18 protein-coding genes are annotated in these 16,744 nt (G+C 57.0%); 13 read left to right on the forward strand and 5 right to left on the reverse strand.

Features of this window, described 5'->3' with window-relative positions; genetic code table 11:
- Positions 1–50: 50 nt before the first annotated feature.
- Entirely contained in the window at positions 51–1,211 is a 1,161-nt protein-coding gene (gene ampH / locus BJF97_RS06625; RefSeq protein ID WP_014837555.1) for a D-alanyl-D-alanine-carboxypeptidase/endopeptidase AmpH, read from the reverse strand.
- A gap of 220 nt (positions 1,212–1,431) precedes the next feature.
- Between ampH and BJF97_RS06630 the strand changes: the two genes are divergently transcribed.
- The 3 genes from BJF97_RS06630 to BJF97_RS06640 all read left to right on the forward strand — a co-directional run bounded on the left by BJF97_RS06630 (position 1,432) and on the right by BJF97_RS06640 (position 4,407).
- Entirely contained in the window at positions 1,432–1,944 is a 513-nt protein-coding gene (locus BJF97_RS06630; protein ID WP_160741885.1) for a cysteine hydrolase family protein, read from the forward strand.
- A gap of 117 nt (positions 1,945–2,061) precedes the next feature.
- Entirely contained in the window at positions 2,062–3,282 is a 1,221-nt protein-coding gene (sbmA, locus tag BJF97_RS06635; RefSeq protein ID WP_014228132.1) for a peptide antibiotic transporter SbmA, read from the forward strand.
- Between the two features lie 18 nt (positions 3,283–3,300).
- Positions 3,301–4,407, forward strand: coding sequence for a DUF1615 domain-containing protein (locus tag BJF97_RS06640; protein ID WP_032694133.1), 1,107 nt, complete (start codon positions 3,301–3,303; stop codon positions 4,405–4,407).
- On the opposite strand, the gene BJF97_RS06645 is transcribed toward BJF97_RS06640, so the two are convergent.
- A complete protein-coding gene (locus tag BJF97_RS06645; RefSeq protein ID WP_009653569.1) occupies positions 4,404–4,706 on the reverse strand; it encodes a DUF2755 family protein in 303 nt (100 codons plus the stop codon). The two genes, BJF97_RS06640 and BJF97_RS06645, sit on opposite strands and share 4 nt — an antisense overlap.
- Before the next feature lie 255 nt (positions 4,707–4,961).
- Between BJF97_RS06645 and BJF97_RS06650 the strand changes: the two genes are divergently transcribed.
- The gene (locus BJF97_RS06650; RefSeq protein ID WP_004132489.1) at positions 4,962–5,165 is read left to right on the forward strand and encodes a DUF2754 family protein; all 204 of its coding nucleotides are present in this window, start codon (positions 4,962–4,964) and stop codon (positions 5,163–5,165) included.
- 151 nt (positions 5,166–5,316) lie between these two features.
- Here BJF97_RS06650 and ddlA read toward each other — a convergent pair whose 3' ends face one another.
- A complete protein-coding gene (gene ddlA, locus BJF97_RS06655) occupies positions 5,317–6,414 on the reverse strand; it encodes a D-alanine--D-alanine ligase (RefSeq protein WP_032694176.1) in 1,098 nt (365 codons plus the stop codon).
- A gap of 101 nt (positions 6,415–6,515) precedes the next feature.
- Here ddlA and BJF97_RS06660 point away from each other — a divergent pair, with 101 nt between their 5' ends.
- The 8 genes from BJF97_RS06660 to psiF all read left to right on the forward strand — a co-directional run bounded on the left by BJF97_RS06660 (position 6,516) and on the right by psiF (position 14,368).
- On the forward strand, positions 6,516–7,199 hold the full coding sequence (locus BJF97_RS06660; protein ID WP_014228135.1) for an extensin-like domain-containing protein: 684 nt from the start codon (positions 6,516–6,518) through the stop codon (positions 7,197–7,199).
- Between the two features lie 169 nt (positions 7,200–7,368).
- Complete coding sequence (locus BJF97_RS06665; RefSeq protein ID WP_014228136.1) at positions 7,369–8,568, forward strand: multidrug efflux MFS transporter; 1,200 nt, start codon at positions 7,369–7,371, stop codon at positions 8,566–8,568.
- Positions 8,569–8,745: 177 nt separating this feature from the next.
- Complete coding sequence (idnO, locus tag BJF97_RS06670; protein ID WP_014228137.1) at positions 8,746–9,510, forward strand: gluconate 5-dehydrogenase; 765 nt, start codon at positions 8,746–8,748, stop codon at positions 9,508–9,510.
- Positions 9,511–9,604: 94 nt separating this feature from the next.
- Positions 9,605–10,891, forward strand: coding sequence for an MFS transporter (locus BJF97_RS06675; RefSeq protein ID WP_032694134.1), 1,287 nt, complete (start codon positions 9,605–9,607; stop codon positions 10,889–10,891).
- A gap of 66 nt (positions 10,892–10,957) precedes the next feature.
- Positions 10,958–11,950 (forward strand): DNA-binding transcriptional regulator IdnR, encoded by a 993-nt coding sequence (idnR, locus tag BJF97_RS06680; protein WP_032694135.1) that lies wholly within the window; start codon positions 10,958–10,960, stop codon positions 11,948–11,950.
- A 227-nt stretch (positions 11,951–12,177) separates the two neighbouring features.
- The gene (iraP, locus tag BJF97_RS06685) at positions 12,178–12,438 is read left to right on the forward strand and encodes an anti-adapter protein IraP (protein WP_004848155.1); all 261 of its coding nucleotides are present in this window, start codon (positions 12,178–12,180) and stop codon (positions 12,436–12,438) included.
- Between the two features lie 88 nt (positions 12,439–12,526).
- Positions 12,527–13,957, forward strand: coding sequence for an alkaline phosphatase (gene phoA / locus BJF97_RS06690; protein WP_025107196.1), 1,431 nt, complete (start codon positions 12,527–12,529; stop codon positions 13,955–13,957).
- Between the two features lie 90 nt (positions 13,958–14,047).
- Positions 14,048–14,368 carry a phosphate starvation-inducible protein PsiF gene (gene psiF, locus BJF97_RS06695; protein WP_004132478.1) on the forward strand — a complete coding sequence of 107 codons (321 nt, stop codon included), beginning with the start codon at positions 14,048–14,050 and terminating at the stop codon, positions 14,366–14,368.
- Between the two features lie 46 nt (positions 14,369–14,414).
- Here psiF and proC read toward each other — a convergent pair whose 3' ends face one another.
- On the reverse strand, positions 14,415–15,224 hold the full coding sequence (proC, locus tag BJF97_RS06700; RefSeq protein ID WP_004848157.1) for a pyrroline-5-carboxylate reductase: 810 nt from the start codon (positions 15,222–15,224) through the stop codon (positions 14,415–14,417).
- 116 nt (positions 15,225–15,340) lie between these two features.
- Between proC and BJF97_RS06705 the strand changes: the two genes are divergently transcribed.
- Complete coding sequence (locus BJF97_RS06705; RefSeq protein ID WP_009653579.1) at positions 15,341–15,799, forward strand: YaiI/YqxD family protein; 459 nt, start codon at positions 15,341–15,343, stop codon at positions 15,797–15,799.
- Here BJF97_RS06705 and BJF97_RS06710 read toward each other — a convergent pair.
- Positions 15,796–16,494, reverse strand: coding sequence for a DUF2076 domain-containing protein (locus tag BJF97_RS06710; protein ID WP_014228142.1), 699 nt, complete (start codon positions 16,492–16,494; stop codon positions 15,796–15,798). The genes BJF97_RS06705 and BJF97_RS06710 overlap by 4 nt on opposite strands.
- Between the last annotated feature and the right edge of the window lie 250 nt (positions 16,495–16,744).

Below are 16,744 nucleotides of genomic sequence, written 5' to 3' on the forward strand. Positions count from 1 at the left end.
TGTTTCGCCAAAACGATCCTTATCTATCGTCGGCAAAACATCCCAACAGGTTACTGGCTGGCGGTCTCAATCCCGGGGCGGTCGCCGCTTAATTCGCTGACCAGCTCGTTGACGCCATCGCTCATGTTGTTGAAACGCGTCAATGAAGAGCGGGTGACCACCACAAAGGCGCCGACGTTAGCCTGCGGGTTCATCGCCATGTAGGTGATAAAACCGCCGCCGCCGCCGGTCTTCTGAATAATGCCCGGCTGGCCGTTTTTCGGCTTCATGTAGACCCAGCCGAGACCCAGCGCATCGGCTTTGCCCGGCACGTCCATCCCGATCACCCTCGTCAGCTGGCTGCGTTGATAAATGAGCGTCTGCATCCGGTCCGCCTGCTGCCCGCGGGTGAAGAAATCGGAAGAGAGGAACTGCTGCATCCAGCGCATCATATCGCCAGGCGTGGAGTAAACGCCGCCGCTGCCGATGGCCGCCAGCGTATTGTTGCACGGGCTGGCCCCTTTCTCCGGGATCATCAGGCGCCGGCACTGATCGGGCGAAGGCGTAAAGGTGGTGTCTTTCATCCCCAGCGGACGGGTAATCTGCTCTTCAAACAGCTGCGGCCAGGGCTTGCCCGCGGCGGTAGAGAGCGCATCGGCCAGTAAATCGAACGCCAGATTGGAATAGGCGGCCTGGGAACCCGGCGCGGCTTTTAACGTTGCCGTGGAGAGCCAGTTCCAGCGCTGCTGGCGCGTTGGCCAGACGAACACCGGACGATGCGCCGCGCCGCCGGGCTGCTCGCGCGGCAGGGCGCTGGTATGGGTCGCCAGATTCACCAGCGTAATGGGCGCTCCCTGATATGTCGGCACGCGCGCGCCCGGCGGGGCGTATTTGCTCAGCGGATCGTTGAGCTTCACCACGCCCTGGTCGAGAAGTTTGACCAGCATTTCGCTGGTCATCAGCTTGCTCAGGGAGGCGATGCGAATCACCGAATCGAGCTGCGGGTGCTCATTATTGCCCGGGCGCGTCTCGCCGAAGCTGCGGAATACGCGCTGGTTACCATCGATAACCACCAGCGCCATGCCGATCGCGCCGCTGCCGTAGTAGATATGGTTAGCGTAACGGTCGACAACATCCGCAGCGAATTCCGGGTCGACGCTCGGCTGCGCGGCCTGGGCCGATGTCAACGACGCCGCGCACAGCGCAGCAAAAATGAGCAGACTACGTTTCAACGGGGGCATCCATCATGGTGAAGAAAAATATAGAGCGTATTTATACTACGAAGCGCCGCCGAGCAAAGCGCTAATAACGCCATTCTGTGCGGAAAAACGTAACCTGGCGTAAAAAATCCTTTTTTTGCTTTCGGATAGCGGCTTTCGCCTGCGGGCGCGTATGATATTCGTTTTGGCTAAACATGGGTGGCAAGAGACGATGGCGGCGAAACGGGTAGTGATGGTAGTGGATATGCAAAACGGCGTTTTCGCGACGCCGCGTATTGAGCGCGAGCGCTGCGCGGCGCAAATTAACCGCCTGATAAACGCCGCGGATACCGTTATCTTCATTCAGCACTGCGAAGAGGGCGGTCTGGAAGAGGGGAGCGAAGGTTTTGCTTTGCTGCCTGAACTGCACCAGCCGGCAGGCGCGTTGTTCGTCACCAAGACCGCCTGCGACGCCTTTTACCGCACCCGCCTGGAAGAGGTGCTGCGCGAACATCACATCACGCAGTTTGTGATTTGCGGCTGCGCCACCGACTACTGCGTAGATACCACCATCAAAAACGGCGCCAGCCGGGGCTATGCGATTACCGTCGCTGAAGATGCCCATACCACAGCCAACCGCCCGGCGGCGCAGGCCGTCACGCTGATCGCCCACTACAACGAGGTGTGGCGTACGCTGACCGTTCCGGGCAATCCTTTACAGGTGAAATCGACAGAAACAATTCTGAACGGATGGTCGGCGAACTAAGCTGCTGATATCCGGTCTCATCATCCGCCCACTTTGCTTCGCTGCGACGGCTTTGCGGCGGGCGTCTTTGTGGTACACAGCACAGCAAAACGAAAAAGAAGTTAGCAGGAGAGCATGATGTTTAAATCCTTTTTCCCCAAACCGGGGCCGTTTTTTATTTCTGCCTTTATGTGGTCGCTGCTGGCGGTGATCTTTTGGCAGGCGGGCGGCGGCGACTGGCTGCTGCGGGTCACCGGCGCATCTCAGGATGTGGCGATTAGCGCGGCGCGCTTTTGGTCTCTCAATTACCTGGTGTTCTACGCGTTCTACGTATTCTGCGTGGGCGTTTTCGCCCTCTTTTGGTTTATTTACAGCCCCCACCGCTGGCAGTACTGGTCGATCCTCGGCACCTCGCTGATTATTTTCGTCACCTGGTTTCTGGTCGAGGTTGGGGTGGCGATCAACGCCTGGTACGCCCCGTTCTACGATCTTATTCAGGCCGCGCTGGCGACGCCGCATAAGGTCAGCATTAACCAGTTTTATCAGGAGATTGGCATCTTTCTCGGCATCGCGCTTATCGCGGTGGTCATCGGGGTGATGAACAACTTCTTCGTCAGCCACTACGTTTTCCGCTGGCGTACCGCCATGAACGAACACTATATGGCGCACTGGCAGCATCTGCGCCATATCGAAGGCGCCGCGCAGCGTGTGCAGGAAGATACCATGCGCTTTGCTTCCACCCTGGAGAGCATGGGCGTCAGCTTCCTTAATGCGGTGATGACCCTTATCGCCTTCCTGCCGGTGCTGGTGACGCTCTCCGCGCACGTCCCGGATTTACCGATTGTCGGCCACCTGCCCTACGGCCTGGTGATTGCCGCCATTGTCTGGTCGTTAATGGGTACCGGCCTGCTGGCGGTGGTGGGGATCAAGCTGCCCGGCCTGGAGTTCAAAAACCAGCGCGTTGAGGCAGCCTATCGTAAAGAGCTGGTGTACGGCGAAGATGACGCCAACCGCGCGACGCCGCCGACGGTGCGTGAGCTGTTTGGCGCCGTGCGCCGCAACTATTTCCGCCTCTATTTCCACTACATGTATTTCAATATCGCCCGTATTCTGTATCTGCAGGTGGATAACGTTTTCGGTTTGTTCCTGCTGTTTCCGTCGATTGTTGCCGGTACGATTACGCTGGGCCTGATGACCCAGATCACCAACGTCTTTGGCCAGGTCCGCGGTTCATTCCAGTATCTGATTAGCTCATGGACTACACTGGTTGAGCTGATGTCTATCTACAAACGTCTGCGCAGCTTCGAGCGCGAGCTGGATGGCAAAGAGCTGCAGACCGTGACGCAAACATTAAGTTGATCAACGCAAGGATGAACCATGCCGGTAGCGCAATCCAGAATCACTTCTCTCACCCTGACGCTACTGGCAGGGATTGTCCTCACCGCCTGCTCCAGCAAGCCGGAGCCGGAGCTGAAAAAGGGCGAAAAGGCGATTGATGTTGCCGCGGTGGTGCGGCAGAAAATGCCCGCCAGCGTGAAAGATCGCGAGGCCTGGGCGCAGGCCATCGCCAAAACCTTTGCCAGCCAGAAGCTGGCGCCGACGGAAGAGAACGTCTGTTCGGTGCTGGCGGTGGCGCAGCAGGAGTCCAACTATCAGGCCGACCCGGCGGTGCCGGGGCTGAATAAAATCGCCTGGCAGGAGATTGACCGCCGGGCGGAGAAAATGCATATCCCGGTTTTTCTGGTGCATACCGCGCTGAAAATCAAATCGCCCAACGGCAAAAGCTATAGCGAACGCCTCGATAGCGTGAAAACCGAAAAGCAGCTGAGCGCGATTTTCGATGATTTTATCGGCATGGTGCCGATGGGGCAGAAGCTGTTCGGCTCGCTGAACCCGGTGCATACCGGCGGCCCGATGCAGGTCAGCATCGCCTTCGCCGAGCAGCATACCGACGGCTACCCGTGGAAAATCGACGGTACCGTACGCCAGGAGGTGTTCAGCCTGCGCGGCGGTCTGTGGTTCGGCACATATCATCTGTTGAACTATCCGGCGAACTACAGCGTACCGCTGTACCGTTTTGCCGATTTCAACGCCGGATGGTACGCCAGCCGCAACGCCGCCTTCCAGAACGCCGTCGCAAAAGCGACGGGCGTGAAGCTGGCGCTGGATGGCGATTTGATTCGCTACGATAGCGACGAGGCCGGAACCACCGAACTGGCGGTGCGCCGGTTATCCTCACAGCTGGCAATGAGCGATGATGATATCCATCGTCAGTTAAAGAAGGGCGATACCCTGGCGTTTGAAGAGAGCGATCTCTATAAGCAGGTGTTTCGCATCGCCGATAAGAAAGCCGGCAAAACGCTCCCGCGGGAGGTGCTGCCGGGCATTCAGCTTGAGAGCCCGAAAATCACCCGTAACCTGACGACCGCCTGGTTTGCCAAACGCGTTGACGACCGGCGGGCCAGCTGTATGGCGCGCCGTTAGCGGCGGCTGCGCCAGCGGAATATCAGCCCAGGAATACCAATGAGCACGCAGCCCGCCAGGAAGGGAATCAGGCCGAACAGGGTACCGACCACCAGGCTAATCTCGACCCGCGGGCGGCTGCTGTCCTGCATTTGAATCAGATGCTCAAAAACGCCGGGCGCGTGGATCAGCATACTCAGCATTTGCGCACCGGCCCAGAAGCAAAACAGCACAAACAGAGCGTAAGCGATGTTGCTGCCGGTGAGAGAGCCCCTCTTTTTGCCGCCGTTGACGGTCTTTGCAAAGGTGAACTCTGCCATCTTGACCTCCGTACTTCACTTTCTTGCCGTTTTTTCCACGGCGACGTAGAGGGTAATTCTGGCAACGAAGGGGGGATTTCAGTATCAGATTGCTGGTAATTTCCGCCCAGGAATATTCCTGATTTCATCGGGTTGTGAGTTTGCTACAAATTTGTGAAATTTAGACCGATATCGCAATGTGCGACAATTCTCAACGCCGCTACAGACCCGCGGTGGCGGCTATGCGAAGATGCTTTTTTTGTTGTCGGAGTGGTTATGAAACTCACGGAAAAAATCCGCCGCGATTGGCACTACTACGCGGTAGCGCTGGGGTTAATTTTTATTATGAATGGCGTGGTCGGGCTGCTCGGGTATGAAACCGAAGGCTGGCGTTCTTACGCGGTTGGGCTGGTGACGTGGGTCATTAGCTTCTGGATTGCCGGGTTTATTATTCGCCGCCGCCCGGCAGAGGAAGCGTGAACCGGAGGTGGTGAACCCGTAGCCCGGCTAAGCGCAGCGCGAGCCGGGAATATGCCGGGCTGATACATCAACCCCGGCGCACTCCCCGGGTCGCGGCGTAAACGCTTACTCGGGCTACCGCCGGCAGACGGCGGTGAACTCGTTACCGGGCTTAATTCATCGATGTTTTCAGCGCCCGATCGGCGGCGTGACGCTCAAGCGCCAGCTCAATCAGGCGGCTAATCAGGCTGGTATAGTCCAGACCGCTGGCCTGCCATAGCTTCGGATACATGCTGATGTTGGTGAAGCCCGGCAGCGTATTGATTTCGTTAATCACCACGTCGTTATCGGCGGTCAGGAACACATCGACCCGCGCCATCCCGCTGCAGCCGAGGGTCTGGTAGGCGCGAACGGCGATATCGCGAATTTTATCGTTTACATCGCTGTCGATGGCCGCCGGAACCACCACCTTCGCGCCCTGATCGTCAATGTACTTGGTGTCATAGGCGTAGAATTCGCTGTTGAGGACGATTTCACCGCAGGTGCTGGCCTCGGGATTATCGTTGCCCAATACCGCGCACTCGATCTCACGCCCTTTAATCCCCTGTTCAACCACCACTTTATGGTCAAATTCGAAGGCCAGGGCGACGGCCTGCTGATACTGCTCTTCGCTGTTGACCTTGCTGACGCCCACCGAGGAGCCCTGGTTCGCCGGTTTGACGAACAGCGGCAGGCCCAGCTTCGCCTGCACTTCGGCAAAGCTCACCTGATGACGGTTGGCGCGGGTCAGGGTAATAAAAGGCGCAATCGACAGCCCGGCATCGCGCAGCAGACGCTTGGTCACGTCTTTGTCCATGCAGGCTGCGGAGCCGAGGACGTCGGAGCCGACGAAGGGCAGGTTAGCCATCCGCAGCATACCCTGCAGAGAACCATCTTCCCCAAGGGTGCCGTGAACAATCGGGAAAATGACGTCGATGGCCGCCAGCGGCTGGCCGCTATCGGCGTTAATCAGCTGCTGCGCTTCGCGTCCGGGAATTTGCGCCAGGGTAATATCGGATGGGCGCAGGGCAATATGGGCGGGGTCCTGCGGATTGAGCAGATAGTTGCTGGCGTCGTTGATATGCCACTGCCCCTGCTTATCAATCCCCAGCAAAACGACGTCGAAGCGCGTTTTGTCGATGGCTTCCACGATATTTTTCGCTGACTGTAGCGATACTTCATGTTCTGCCGACTTACCGCCGAAAACGATCCCAACCCTCATCTTAGCCATTTCAACTTCCATCATGATTACATCAAAGGGCATAACATAGCATGTGAAACGGCCGCCTGGCTGCCATAATATTCACCGGGTAAAGCATTGGGAGGCAGCGCGTGAAAGGAAAAGGGCTTATCGTTCTGTTGGCGCTGCTGGCGGCCGGATATTACGGCTATCGTTATCTTCCCGCGCACTATAACCCGCTGGCGCCGCTGCGTCTGGAGGATCCGCCGGGGTTCATCACCCACTATAAGCTGCGGCGATTGACGCCCGGACAGTGCGCCAACCTGCTGAAGGAAGCGAATCAGCGAAATCTCATCACCAGCCGGGCGGTGGCCGATAGCGGGGGAGAGTGCCCCCTGCAAAACGTGGTTCGGGTACGCGATTTTGGCGCGGTAAAGCTCAGCAGCAGCTTCCTCGCCAGCTGCCCGCTGGCGTTAAGCAGCGCGCTGTATCTGCAACAGCAGGCGAAACCGCTGACTCGGCGGATGCTGGGGCAAGAGCTCCGCCAGGTCGACCATTTTGGCAGCTATGCCTGCCGTAATATTTACCATCGTCAGAACGCGCGGCGCAGCGAGCACGCTACCGCGGAGGCGCTGGATATCAGCGGCTTTCGTTTGGCCGATGGCCGACGCATCAGCGTGCTGAAAGGGTGGCCCGATGCGCAGTATCACCCCTGGCTGCAGGCGTTACTGGCCGGCGGTTGCAGCTATTACGGCAACGCTTTAGGGCCGGACTATAACGCGGCCCATGCGAACCATTTTCACCTCGGTATGCGCGGCCAGGGGTTCTGTTTCTGAGCATAACTCGCTGTATACCACGCTTTTCACCACGAAATTATTCGCAACAGGGCAATCTGGTGTCATAAAACACTAAACTCGCCGTCAGCGCATCTCTGGTAGTACGTCGGACAGGGGAAATTGCTAAGCTAGTTAATAATTGCCAAAAAATTAATGAATACGCGTAGTTATGGAATCCTGGAAGGTTAATCTTATCTCCGTCTGGTTTGGCTGTTTTTTTACCGGCCTGGCCATCAGCCAAATTCTTCCCTTTTTGCCGCTGTACGTTTCCCAACTGGGCGTGACCTCGCATGAAGCGTTATCCATGTGGTCGGGCCTGACGTTTAGCGTCACTTTTCTGGTGTCGGCGATTGTCTCGCCGATGTGGGGGAGCCTCGCCGACCGCAAAGGGCGCAAGCTGATGCTGCTGCGCGCCTCGCTGGGGATGGCCATCGCCATTTTACTTCAGGCGTTCGCCACCAACGTCTGGCAGCTGTTTATCCTGCGCGCGGTGATGGGACTGACTTCCGGCTATATTCCCAACGCCATGGCGCTGGTGGCGTCTCAGGTTCCGCGCGAGCGTAGCGGCTGGGCGCTGAGCACGCTGTCGACGGCGCAGATCAGCGGCGTGATTGGCGGGCCGCTGCTCGGCGGTTTCCTGGCCGACCACGTCGGTTTGCGCGCCGTATTTATCATCACCGCGATTTTGCTGACCGTAAGCTTCCTGGTGACGCTGTTTCTGATTAAAGAGGGCGCCCGACCGCAGGTCACCAGGGCGGAGCGGCTGAGCGGCAAGGCGGTATTTGCCTCGCTGCCCTATCCGGGACTGGTGATCAGCCTGTTTTTCACCACTCTGGTGATCCAACTGTGCAACGGTTCAATCGGCCCGATTCTGGCGCTGTTTATCAAGTCGATGGCGCCGGATAGCAATAACATCGCCTTTCTCGCCGGCATGATCGCCGCCGTGCCGGGCGTGTCGGCGCTGATTTCGGCTCCCCGTCTGGGGAAACTGGGCGACAGGATCGGCACCTCGCGGATCCTGCTGGCGACGCTGTGCTGCGCGGTGGTGATGTTCTTTGCCATGTCGTTCGTTACGACCCCATTCCAGCTTGGTGTGCTGCGTTTCCTGCTCGGTTTTGCCGATGGGGCGATGCTGCCGGCGGTGCAAACCCTTCTGCTCAAATACTGCAGCGACAGCGTCACCGGGCGTATTTTCGGCTATAACCAGTCGTTTATGTATCTTGGCAACGTGGCCGGGCCGCTGATCGGCGCGTCGGTCTCGGCCATGGCCGGCTTCCGCTGGGTGTTTATCGCCACGGCGGTTATTGTCCTGATCAATATCTGGCAGTTGGCCATCATGCTGCGCCGCAGCCGCCGTCCTGCGGCTTAATTCCGCTCTTTCTCCTCGGCCGCGATGGATGCGACAGCGTCAGTAGCGGCCTCGGTGTTCCTTAAGCTTTAAATGTATCACTGATCACAAAACGATTATTTTCCCCTCTCATCCTCTTCTATTTCTGACTGTTACGCGTATACAGTTACGCGTAACAGTTATTGAAAAAGAGGTTTTATGCGAAATTTATTTGATTTGTCAGGGAAGCGCGCGCTGATCACCGGCTCCGCTCAGGGGATTGGCCATCTGCTGGCCGGCGGCCTCGCCGAGTACGGCGCGGAGATCATCATCAACGACCGCACCCAGGCGCGCGCGGACCAGGCGGCGCAGGCGCTGGTGGCGCAGGGCTTTCATGCGGTAGGGGTCGCCTTTGATGTCACCCGGGCGGCGCAGGTCGAGCAGGCGATAGCCCGCATCGAAGAGGAGATCGGCGCTATTGATATTTTAATTAATAACGCCGGGATCCAGCGGCGTTTCCCTTTTACCGAATTTCCGGAGGAGGAGTGGGATAACGTTATTGAGGTCAATCAGAAGGGCGTTTTCCTGGTTTCTCAGCAGGTGGCGAAATATATGATGGGCCGCCGCGCGGGGAAAATAATTAATATTTGCTCAATGCAGAGCGAGCTGGGGCGTAAAACCATTACGCCTTATGCGGCCTCGAAAGGGGCGGTTAAAATGCTGACCCGCGGCATGTGCGTTGAGCTGGCCGAATATAATATTCAGGTTAACGGTATCGCGCCGGGATATTTTGCCACCGACATGACGGCCGCCCTGGTCAACGATGAGGCGTTTTCCGCCTGGCTGTACCAGCGTACCCCGGCGGCGCGCTGGGGAAAACCGGAAGAACTGATTGGCGCCGCGGTATACCTGGCCTCGTCGGCGGCAAACTTTGTTAACGGTCATTTGCTGTTTGTGGACGGCGGAATGCTCGCCGCTGTCTGAATCACTTCGCGTCCTTCGGGCAGCAGCGTGCCCGCACTACCTGAAGGACAGAGTATTAAACCCGTGTGATGATATTGATATCTGAGGAGTGCTTATGCACATGCTCGCGAAATTACCCGCGCGTCGCTGGTGGTATTTAATGCCGATTATATTTATTACCTATAGTCTGGCCTACCTTGACCGTGCGAATTATGGTTTTGCCGCTGCGGCGGGAATTGAAAGCGATTTGGGTATTACCAAAGGAACGGCATCGCTTATTGGCGCGCTATTTTTTCTCGGCTATTTCTTTTTCCAGGTACCCGGCGCGATATATGCGGTAAAACGCAGCGTGCGAAAAATGATTTTCTTTAGCCTGATTTTATGGGGATTCTGCGCGGCGGCGACCGGGTTCGTCAGCAATATTCCGATGCTGATGGCGATTCGCTTTACCCTTGGCGTGGTTGAGGCGGCGGTGATGCCGGCGATGCTGATTTATATCAGCAACTGGTTTACGAAAACCGAGCGTTCGCGCGCCAACACGTTCCTGATCCTCGGAAACCCGGTGACGGTGCTGTGGATGTCTATCGTTTCCGGCTACCTGATTCAGGCGTGGGGCTGGCGCGAAATGTTTATCATCGAAGGCATTCCGGCAGTACTGTGGGCAGTATGCTGGTGGATACTGGTACGCGATAAACCGTCCGAGGTTTCCTGGCTGAACGAGCAGGAAAAAGAGACCCTGCAGAAGGTGATGGACAGCGAGCAGAGTCATATCAAGCCGGTGCGCAACTACGGTGAAGCGCTGCGCTCGCGCAATGTGATTATGCTCTGCGCGGTCCATGCGCTGTGGAGCATCGGCGTGTACGGCTTCATGATGTGGATGCCGTCAATTCTGAAAAACGCCGCGCAGATGGATATCGTGGCGGTGGGCTGGCTGGCGGCGGTGCCGTACCTGGCGGCAATCATCCTGATGCTGACGGTTTCCTGGCTGTCGGATAAGTTTCAGAATCGAAAGCTGTTTATTTGGCCATTATTACTGATTGCCGCTATCGCTTTCTTTGGTTCGTGGATGGTGGGCAACCAGGCGTTCTGGCTCTCTTACCTGCTGCTGGTGATTGCCGCGGCGTGCATGTACGCGCCCTATGGCCCGTTCTTCGCGCTCATTCCTGAACTGCTGCCGCGTAACGTCTCCGGGGTATCGATGGGCCTGATCAACAGCTTCGGCGCGCTCGGCGCTTTCCTTGGCGCGTGGCTGGTGGGGTACCTCAACGGGATTACCGGCGGGCCGGGGGGTTCCTATACCTTTATGGCTGTCGCGCTGCTGTCCTCCGTCGTGCTGATGTACAACGTGCGCGCTAACCCGCAACCCGTCTCCCCGGTGACGGCAAAAAAGGTTGCCGGCTAACATAAACCGCCGCTGCTGTGGTAAGGTTCTCTGCGAGCATAAAAGTCGCTTGTCGTAGAGAACCTGATGAAAAACAACCGGATGACATTGCAGGATATCGCCAACCTGGCGGGGCTGAATAAAATGACGGTCAGCCGTTATTTACGTGACCCCGGCCAGGTTTCTGAGCGCAGCCGTGAGCTGATTTCAAAGGTCATGGAAGAGAACAACTATATCCCTAACCGCGCCCCGGAAATCCTGCTTAACGCCCGGAGTAAAACGATTGGCGTGCTTATTCCCTCCTTCCGCAACCAGATTTTTGCCGATGTGCTGGCCGGCATTGAGTCGGTGACCTCCGCGCACCAGTATCAGACCCTGATTGCCAACTACGAATATGACCCGCAGCGCGAAGAGCGCGAAGTGCTCAATCTGCTCTCTTATAATATCGATGGGCTGATTTTGACCGGGAAGCAGCACAGCGATCGCATGGTGCAGTACGTGCGCGCCAGCGGTATCCCCGTCGCTGAACTGATGGACTACGGCGGCCAGCAGCTGGATATCCAGGTGGGGTTCGATAACGAAAAGGCGGCGTGGGATATGACTCATGCTTTTCTTGAGAGCGGCAAACGGGCGATCGCCTTTTTTGGTTCAATGGACGATCCCCGCGATTTAAGCCGCTTCCGCGGCACCGAGCTGGCGCTGGCGGAGCACGGCCTGAAGGCGTATCACATGGCGCCGCGGACCATCTCCTCGGTTGCGCTTGGCCGGCAGATGTTCCTGCAGATGCAGAAGACGCGCCCGGATATTGACGCCATTTTTTGTACCAACGACGATCTGGCGGTGGGGGTGCTGCTCGAGTGCCAGGCGCAGGGGAAAGCCGTTCCGCAGGAGATCGCCATCGCCGGTTTTCACGGGCTGGAAATTGGCCGTGCGCGGCTGCAAAAAATAGCCAGCGTCATTACCCCACGTTATGAAATCGGTAAAACGGCGAGCGAAATACTTATTGCGCGCCTGGCCGGTAAAGACGCGCCGGACAGCGTGAATCTGGCCTACCAGATATATTATGGCGATACGTTATAGTTATCGATAGAATAGCGATATTCCATTTTATTCTTATTTGTTAAAGTTGGTTATGATGCTTATTAATCCGCATTGAGTAAATTCCTGGCGGGTGGCATGCAAAGAGCAAAACGTTTCGCTTGTTATTCACCGGCGTGGCGAACTTTTTTAAAAAATAATAGTGGCAACCGACGGCTAATGTATGACATAAATAGCAGACTACGGACCTCGCATAAGGATAAAGTGCTGTGAAGAATCTCATTGCTGAGCTACTGGTAAAACTCGCCCAAAAGGAAGAAGAATCGAAGGAGCTGACGGCCCAGGTTGAGGCGCTGGAAGTGGTGGTGACCGCTCTGCTACGTCACATGGAGCAGGACGCCCAGCAGGCGCTCATCACCGATATTGAGCAGGCCATCGATGAGGCCAGCCCCGGCCCGCTGGTGGATGACCGCGATACCCAGCTCCTGCAGCAATATATAAAGAAGCTGTTACGGCATCCTCGTAGCTAGTTTTGTGACAGGGTATGGATGCTGTCATTTTACTGTCACATCGCTTTTATACAGTCTCCCTCGTTTTGTTTTTTAAAGTATTTTTTACATGGAGACGATAAAAGTGAAATTAAGCGCCCTGTTTATTGCCCTGCTGCCTCTGCTGGGCTCCCCGATTATTCACGCAGAAACAACAACCGCACCGGTTCTGGAAAATCGTGCCGCGCAGGGCGATATCACCACGCCGGGCGGCGCGCGTCGTTTAAGCGGTGACCAGACCGAGGCGCTGCGCGCTTCGTTAATCAATAAACCGGCTAAAAATATTATTTTGCTGATTGGCGACGGAATGGGCGATTCTGAAATCACCGCCGCGCGAAATTATGCAGAAGGGGCGGGCGGCTTCTTTAAAGGCATTGACGCGCTGCCGCTGACCGGCCAGTACACCCATTATTCTCTGGATAAGAAAACCGGCAAGCCGGATTATGTCACCGACTCCGCCGCTTCCGCAACGGCCTGGACCACCGGCGTGAAAAGCTATAACGGCGCGCTGGGCGTGGATATCCATGAAAAAGATCATCAGACCATCCTTGAGCTGGCGAAAGCGGCGGGCTTAGCTACCGGTAACGTCTCCACGGCGGAACTGCAGGACGCCACTCCTGCTGCGCTGGTGGCGCATGTGACGTCGCGTAAATGCTACGGCCCGAGCGTGACCAGCGAAAAATGCGCCAGCAACGCGCTGGAAAAGGGCGGTAAAGGTTCGATTACCGAACAGCTGCTGAACGCCCGTCCCGACGTAACACTGGGCGGCGGCGCGAAAACCTTCGCGGAAAGCGCGACGGCCGGTGAATGGCAGGGCAAAACGCTGCACGATCAGGCGGTAGCCCGCGGCTACCAGATCGTCACCGACGCCAGCTCGCTGGCCGCCATTAGCCAGGCCAATCAGGACAAACCGCTGCTCGGTCTCTTCGCGGAAGGCAATATGCCGGTGCGTTGGGAAGGCCCAAAGGCGTCTTATCACGGCAATATCGATAAGGCGGCGGTGACCTGTACGCCGAACCCGAAACGCGATGCATCGGTGCCGACGCTGGCGCAGATGACCGAAAAAGCCATCGATCTGCTGAGCAGCAATGAGAAGGGGTTCTTCCTGCAGGTGGAAGGCGCTTCTATCGATAAACAGGATCACGCGGCGAATCCGTGCGGTCAGATTGGCGAGACCGTCGATCTGGACGAAGCGGTACAGAAGGCGCTGGAATTTGCCAAAAAAGAGGGCAATACCCTGGTTATCGTCACCGCCGACCACGCTCACGCCAGCCAGATTATCCCGGCAGATACCAAAGCGCCGGGCCTGACGCAGGCGCTGAACACCAAAGATGGTTCGGTGATGGTGATGAGCTACGGCAACTCTGAAGAAGAGTCGATGGAACATACCGGCACCCAGCTGCGTATTGCCGCCTACGGCCCGCACGCGGCCAACGTGGTGGGTTTAACCGACCAGACGGACCTGTTCTACACCATGAAAGCCGCACTTAATCTGAAATAACCGGGCGCCGGTGATGAATTTTCGTTACCGGCTGGTTTTTTCTCCATCAGCGACCAGACTTACAGAGATCCACTCATAGAGGATGGTGCGATGAAAATAACATTACTTGTGACCTTACTTTTTGGCCTGGTATTTATGACAGCGGTGAGTGCCGCGGAAAAAGAGTTGACCCCTCAGCAGCAAAAGATGAGCGTCTGCAATAAAGAAGCGTCATCGAAGTCGCTGAAAGGGGATGAGCGTAAAACGTTTATGAGTAGCTGCCTGAAGAAAGATGGCGCCGCGCAGGACGGTAAGGGGCTAACGCCTCAGCAGCAGAAAATGCGCGAGTGTAACGCTCAGGCGACCCAGCAGTCCCTGAAAGGGGACGATCGCAGCAAATTTATGAGCGCCTGCCTGAAAAAACAGGTGTAAGAAATGGGCGGGTGAGGGAAACCTCACCCGCTATTCGCTATTGCAATCAGGAACGGCTCAGCTTCTCTGATTTCTCCATGCATTTCACCATCGCTTCGATGACGGCGGAACGGAAGCCTTTCTCTTCCAGCACGCGCACGGCTTCGATGGTGGTGCCGCCGGGTGAACACACCATATCCTTCAGCGTTCCCGGATGCTCGCCGCTTTCGAGTACCATTTTGGCCGAGCCCATCACCGCCTGCGCCGCGAATTTATAAGCCTGCGCGCGGGGCATTCCGCCAAGCACAGCGGCGTCGGCCATCGCTTCGATAAACATAAAGACGTAAGCCGGCGCGGAGCCGCTGACGCCGACCACCGGATGAATCATCGGCTCAGCAATGATTTCCGCCTGACCAAAGCAGCGGAATATGGTCAGGATCTCCGCGGTTTCTTCGGCGCTGACCAGCGCATTCGGCGTGACCGACGTCATCCCCGCGTTGACCAGCGAAGGCGTGTTGGGCATCGCGCGGACTATTTTGCGGTCATGGCCTAAGGCGCGCGCCAGCTGGTCGAGCGTCACGCCCGCGGCGATAGAAACCACCAGAGAGTCTTTATTCAGGCTGGAGGCGACGTCGCTGAGCACTTTTACCATCACGCCCGGCTTTACGGCGCCAAAAACGATATCCGCCACCTGAGCCACTTCCTGCGCGCTTTGCGCCGCATTAATGCCGTATTGGTCGTGCAGGGCCGCCACTTTATCCGGCGACGGGGTATAGACCCAGATTTGACCCGGCTGCACCTGCCCGCTGGCGATCAGGCCGCCCAGGATGGCCTTGCCCATGTTGCCGCAGCCGATAAAGCCGATTTTCTTCTCCATCACCAATCCCCTTTGTTTGTTTTATCGTTAGCGATATAGCTTAACATCTTGTTGCTTTCGCGGAAGGCAAAAGCAGGCGACAATACGGCATCTCTTTTTCATCGACAGGAGCCGCAATGGCTATTTGGGTTGATGCGGACGCGTGTCCGAACGTCATTAAAGATATTTTGTTCCGCGCCGCCGAGCGCGCGCAAATCTCGCTGACGCTGGTTGCTAACCAGCCTCTGCGCGTCCCGCCGTCGCGCTTTATCCGCACGCTGCGCGTGGCGCAGGGGTTTGACGTGGCGGATAACGAAATCGTACGTTTATGCGAGCCGGGAGATCTGGTGATTACCGCCGATATCCCGCTGGCGGCGGAAGTGCTGGAGAAAGGCGGGGCGGCGCTGAATCCACGCGGTGAACGCTACAGCGAGGCGACCATTCGCGAACGCCTGACGATGCGCGACTTTATGGAAACGATGCGGGCCAGCGGCGTGCAGACCGGCGGTCCGGATAGCTTATCCCAGCGCGATCGGCAGCAGTTTGCCGCCGCGCTGGAGAAATGGCTGTTAGACGTTAAGCGCCAGCAGGGTTAAACCCAGCTGTCGTCGTCGCTGCCGAAATCATCATTGCCGAAACCGGCGTCAAAGTCGGCGTCATAATCGTTGTTGTCGGCGAGGAACTGCCCGTCATCCTGGCGGAAGGTATCGTCAGCGACGCTATTGTCCTGCGCCTGGCTGAGATCCGGCTGCGGTTTCTCTTCGATGATATTGACGATCTCCTGCGGATGCGAGCCGCTAAACATATTGGTCAACATGTTTCCCAGTACCACGCCGCCCGCGACGCCTGCCGCCGTTTGCAGCGCGCCGGCCATAAAACCGCCGCCGCTGCGCGACGCCTGAGGGGCGTAGTTCTGCTGCTGCGCCTGCGGAGCATACTGAGGCTGGGCGCCGGCCTGCGGTCGGCCATACTGCTCGGCGCCAGGAATCGGGTCGGAACCGCGCGACTGACCGCCGCCAAACAGGCCTGAGAGAAACCCGCCGCTGCTCGGCTTCGCGGCCTGAAGCTGGGTCACCTGGCTCTCCAGCGCCTGAATACGGTCGTTGAGCTGTTTGATCGCCGCTTCCTGAATCAGAATCGTTTGCGCCATATAGTAAGGGGCGAACGGCTGCTCTTTAATGTGCCCGGCAATCCGCTCCTCAGCGCTGGCATCCCGTGATGCGCTGTGGCTCTCGGCCTCTTTTAATCGGGAAAACAGTCCATCGATAAGGCGTTGCTCTTCAGATTGCATACTACATACCTCTGTCATACTGATTGATTAGCTTCAGATTCGCTCCGAAGCACGCATCTTGTAAATATGCGGCAGCGTAAAGCTGTGCAGAAATGTGTTACTGTTTACGCCAGACTGCGAACAAAAAATAACTTCTGTACAAAAGTAAAGCTGGCATAACACCAAATGCAATGATAAGTTTACATTAAATGTCCTTTCTAATACTAAGGTGAAAGGGTTTGTAGATGGTGTGTAACGTTTATTTTACGAT

It is taken from the genome of Klebsiella sp. LTGPAF-6F, assembly GCF_001753185.1.
Taxonomy (GTDB): domain Bacteria; phylum Pseudomonadota; class Gammaproteobacteria; order Enterobacterales; family Enterobacteriaceae; genus Klebsiella; species Klebsiella michiganensis.

Excerpts from the sequence above, each read along its gene's own strand:
- BJF97_RS06630 (WP_160741885.1), top strand. The coding sequence starts at position 1,432 with ATGGTAGTGGATATGCAAAACGGCGTTTTCGCGACGCCGCGTATTGAG.
- sbmA (WP_014228132.1), top strand. The coding sequence starts at position 2,062 with ATGTTTAAATCCTTTTTCCCCAAACCGGGGCCGTTTTTTATTTCTGCC.
- BJF97_RS06640 (WP_032694133.1), top strand. The coding sequence starts at position 3,301 with ATGCCGGTAGCGCAATCCAGAATCACTTCTCTCACCCTGACGCTACTG.
- BJF97_RS06645 (WP_009653569.1), bottom strand. The coding sequence starts at position 4,706 with ATGGCAGAGTTCACCTTTGCAAAGACCGTCAACGGCGGCAAAAAGAGG.
- BJF97_RS06650 (WP_004132489.1), top strand. The coding sequence starts at position 4,962 with ATGAAACTCACGGAAAAAATCCGCCGCGATTGGCACTACTACGCGGTA.
- ddlA (WP_032694176.1), bottom strand. The coding sequence starts at position 6,414 with ATGGCTAAGATGAGGGTTGGGATCGTTTTCGGCGGTAAGTCGGCAGAA.
- BJF97_RS06665 (WP_014228136.1), top strand. The coding sequence starts at position 7,369 with ATGGAATCCTGGAAGGTTAATCTTATCTCCGTCTGGTTTGGCTGTTTT.
- idnO (WP_014228137.1), top strand. The coding sequence starts at position 8,746 with ATGCGAAATTTATTTGATTTGTCAGGGAAGCGCGCGCTGATCACCGGC.
- BJF97_RS06675 (WP_032694134.1), top strand. The coding sequence starts at position 9,605 with ATGCACATGCTCGCGAAATTACCCGCGCGTCGCTGGTGGTATTTAATG.
- idnR (WP_032694135.1), top strand. The coding sequence starts at position 10,958 with ATGAAAAACAACCGGATGACATTGCAGGATATCGCCAACCTGGCGGGG.
- phoA (WP_025107196.1), top strand. The coding sequence starts at position 12,527 with ATGGAGACGATAAAAGTGAAATTAAGCGCCCTGTTTATTGCCCTGCTG.
- psiF (WP_004132478.1), top strand. The coding sequence starts at position 14,048 with ATGAAAATAACATTACTTGTGACCTTACTTTTTGGCCTGGTATTTATG.
- proC (WP_004848157.1), bottom strand. The coding sequence starts at position 15,224 with ATGGAGAAGAAAATCGGCTTTATCGGCTGCGGCAACATGGGCAAGGCC.
- BJF97_RS06705 (WP_009653579.1), top strand. The coding sequence starts at position 15,341 with ATGGCTATTTGGGTTGATGCGGACGCGTGTCCGAACGTCATTAAAGAT.
- BJF97_RS06710 (WP_014228142.1), bottom strand. The coding sequence starts at position 16,494 with ATGCAATCTGAAGAGCAACGCCTTATCGATGGACTGTTTTCCCGATTA.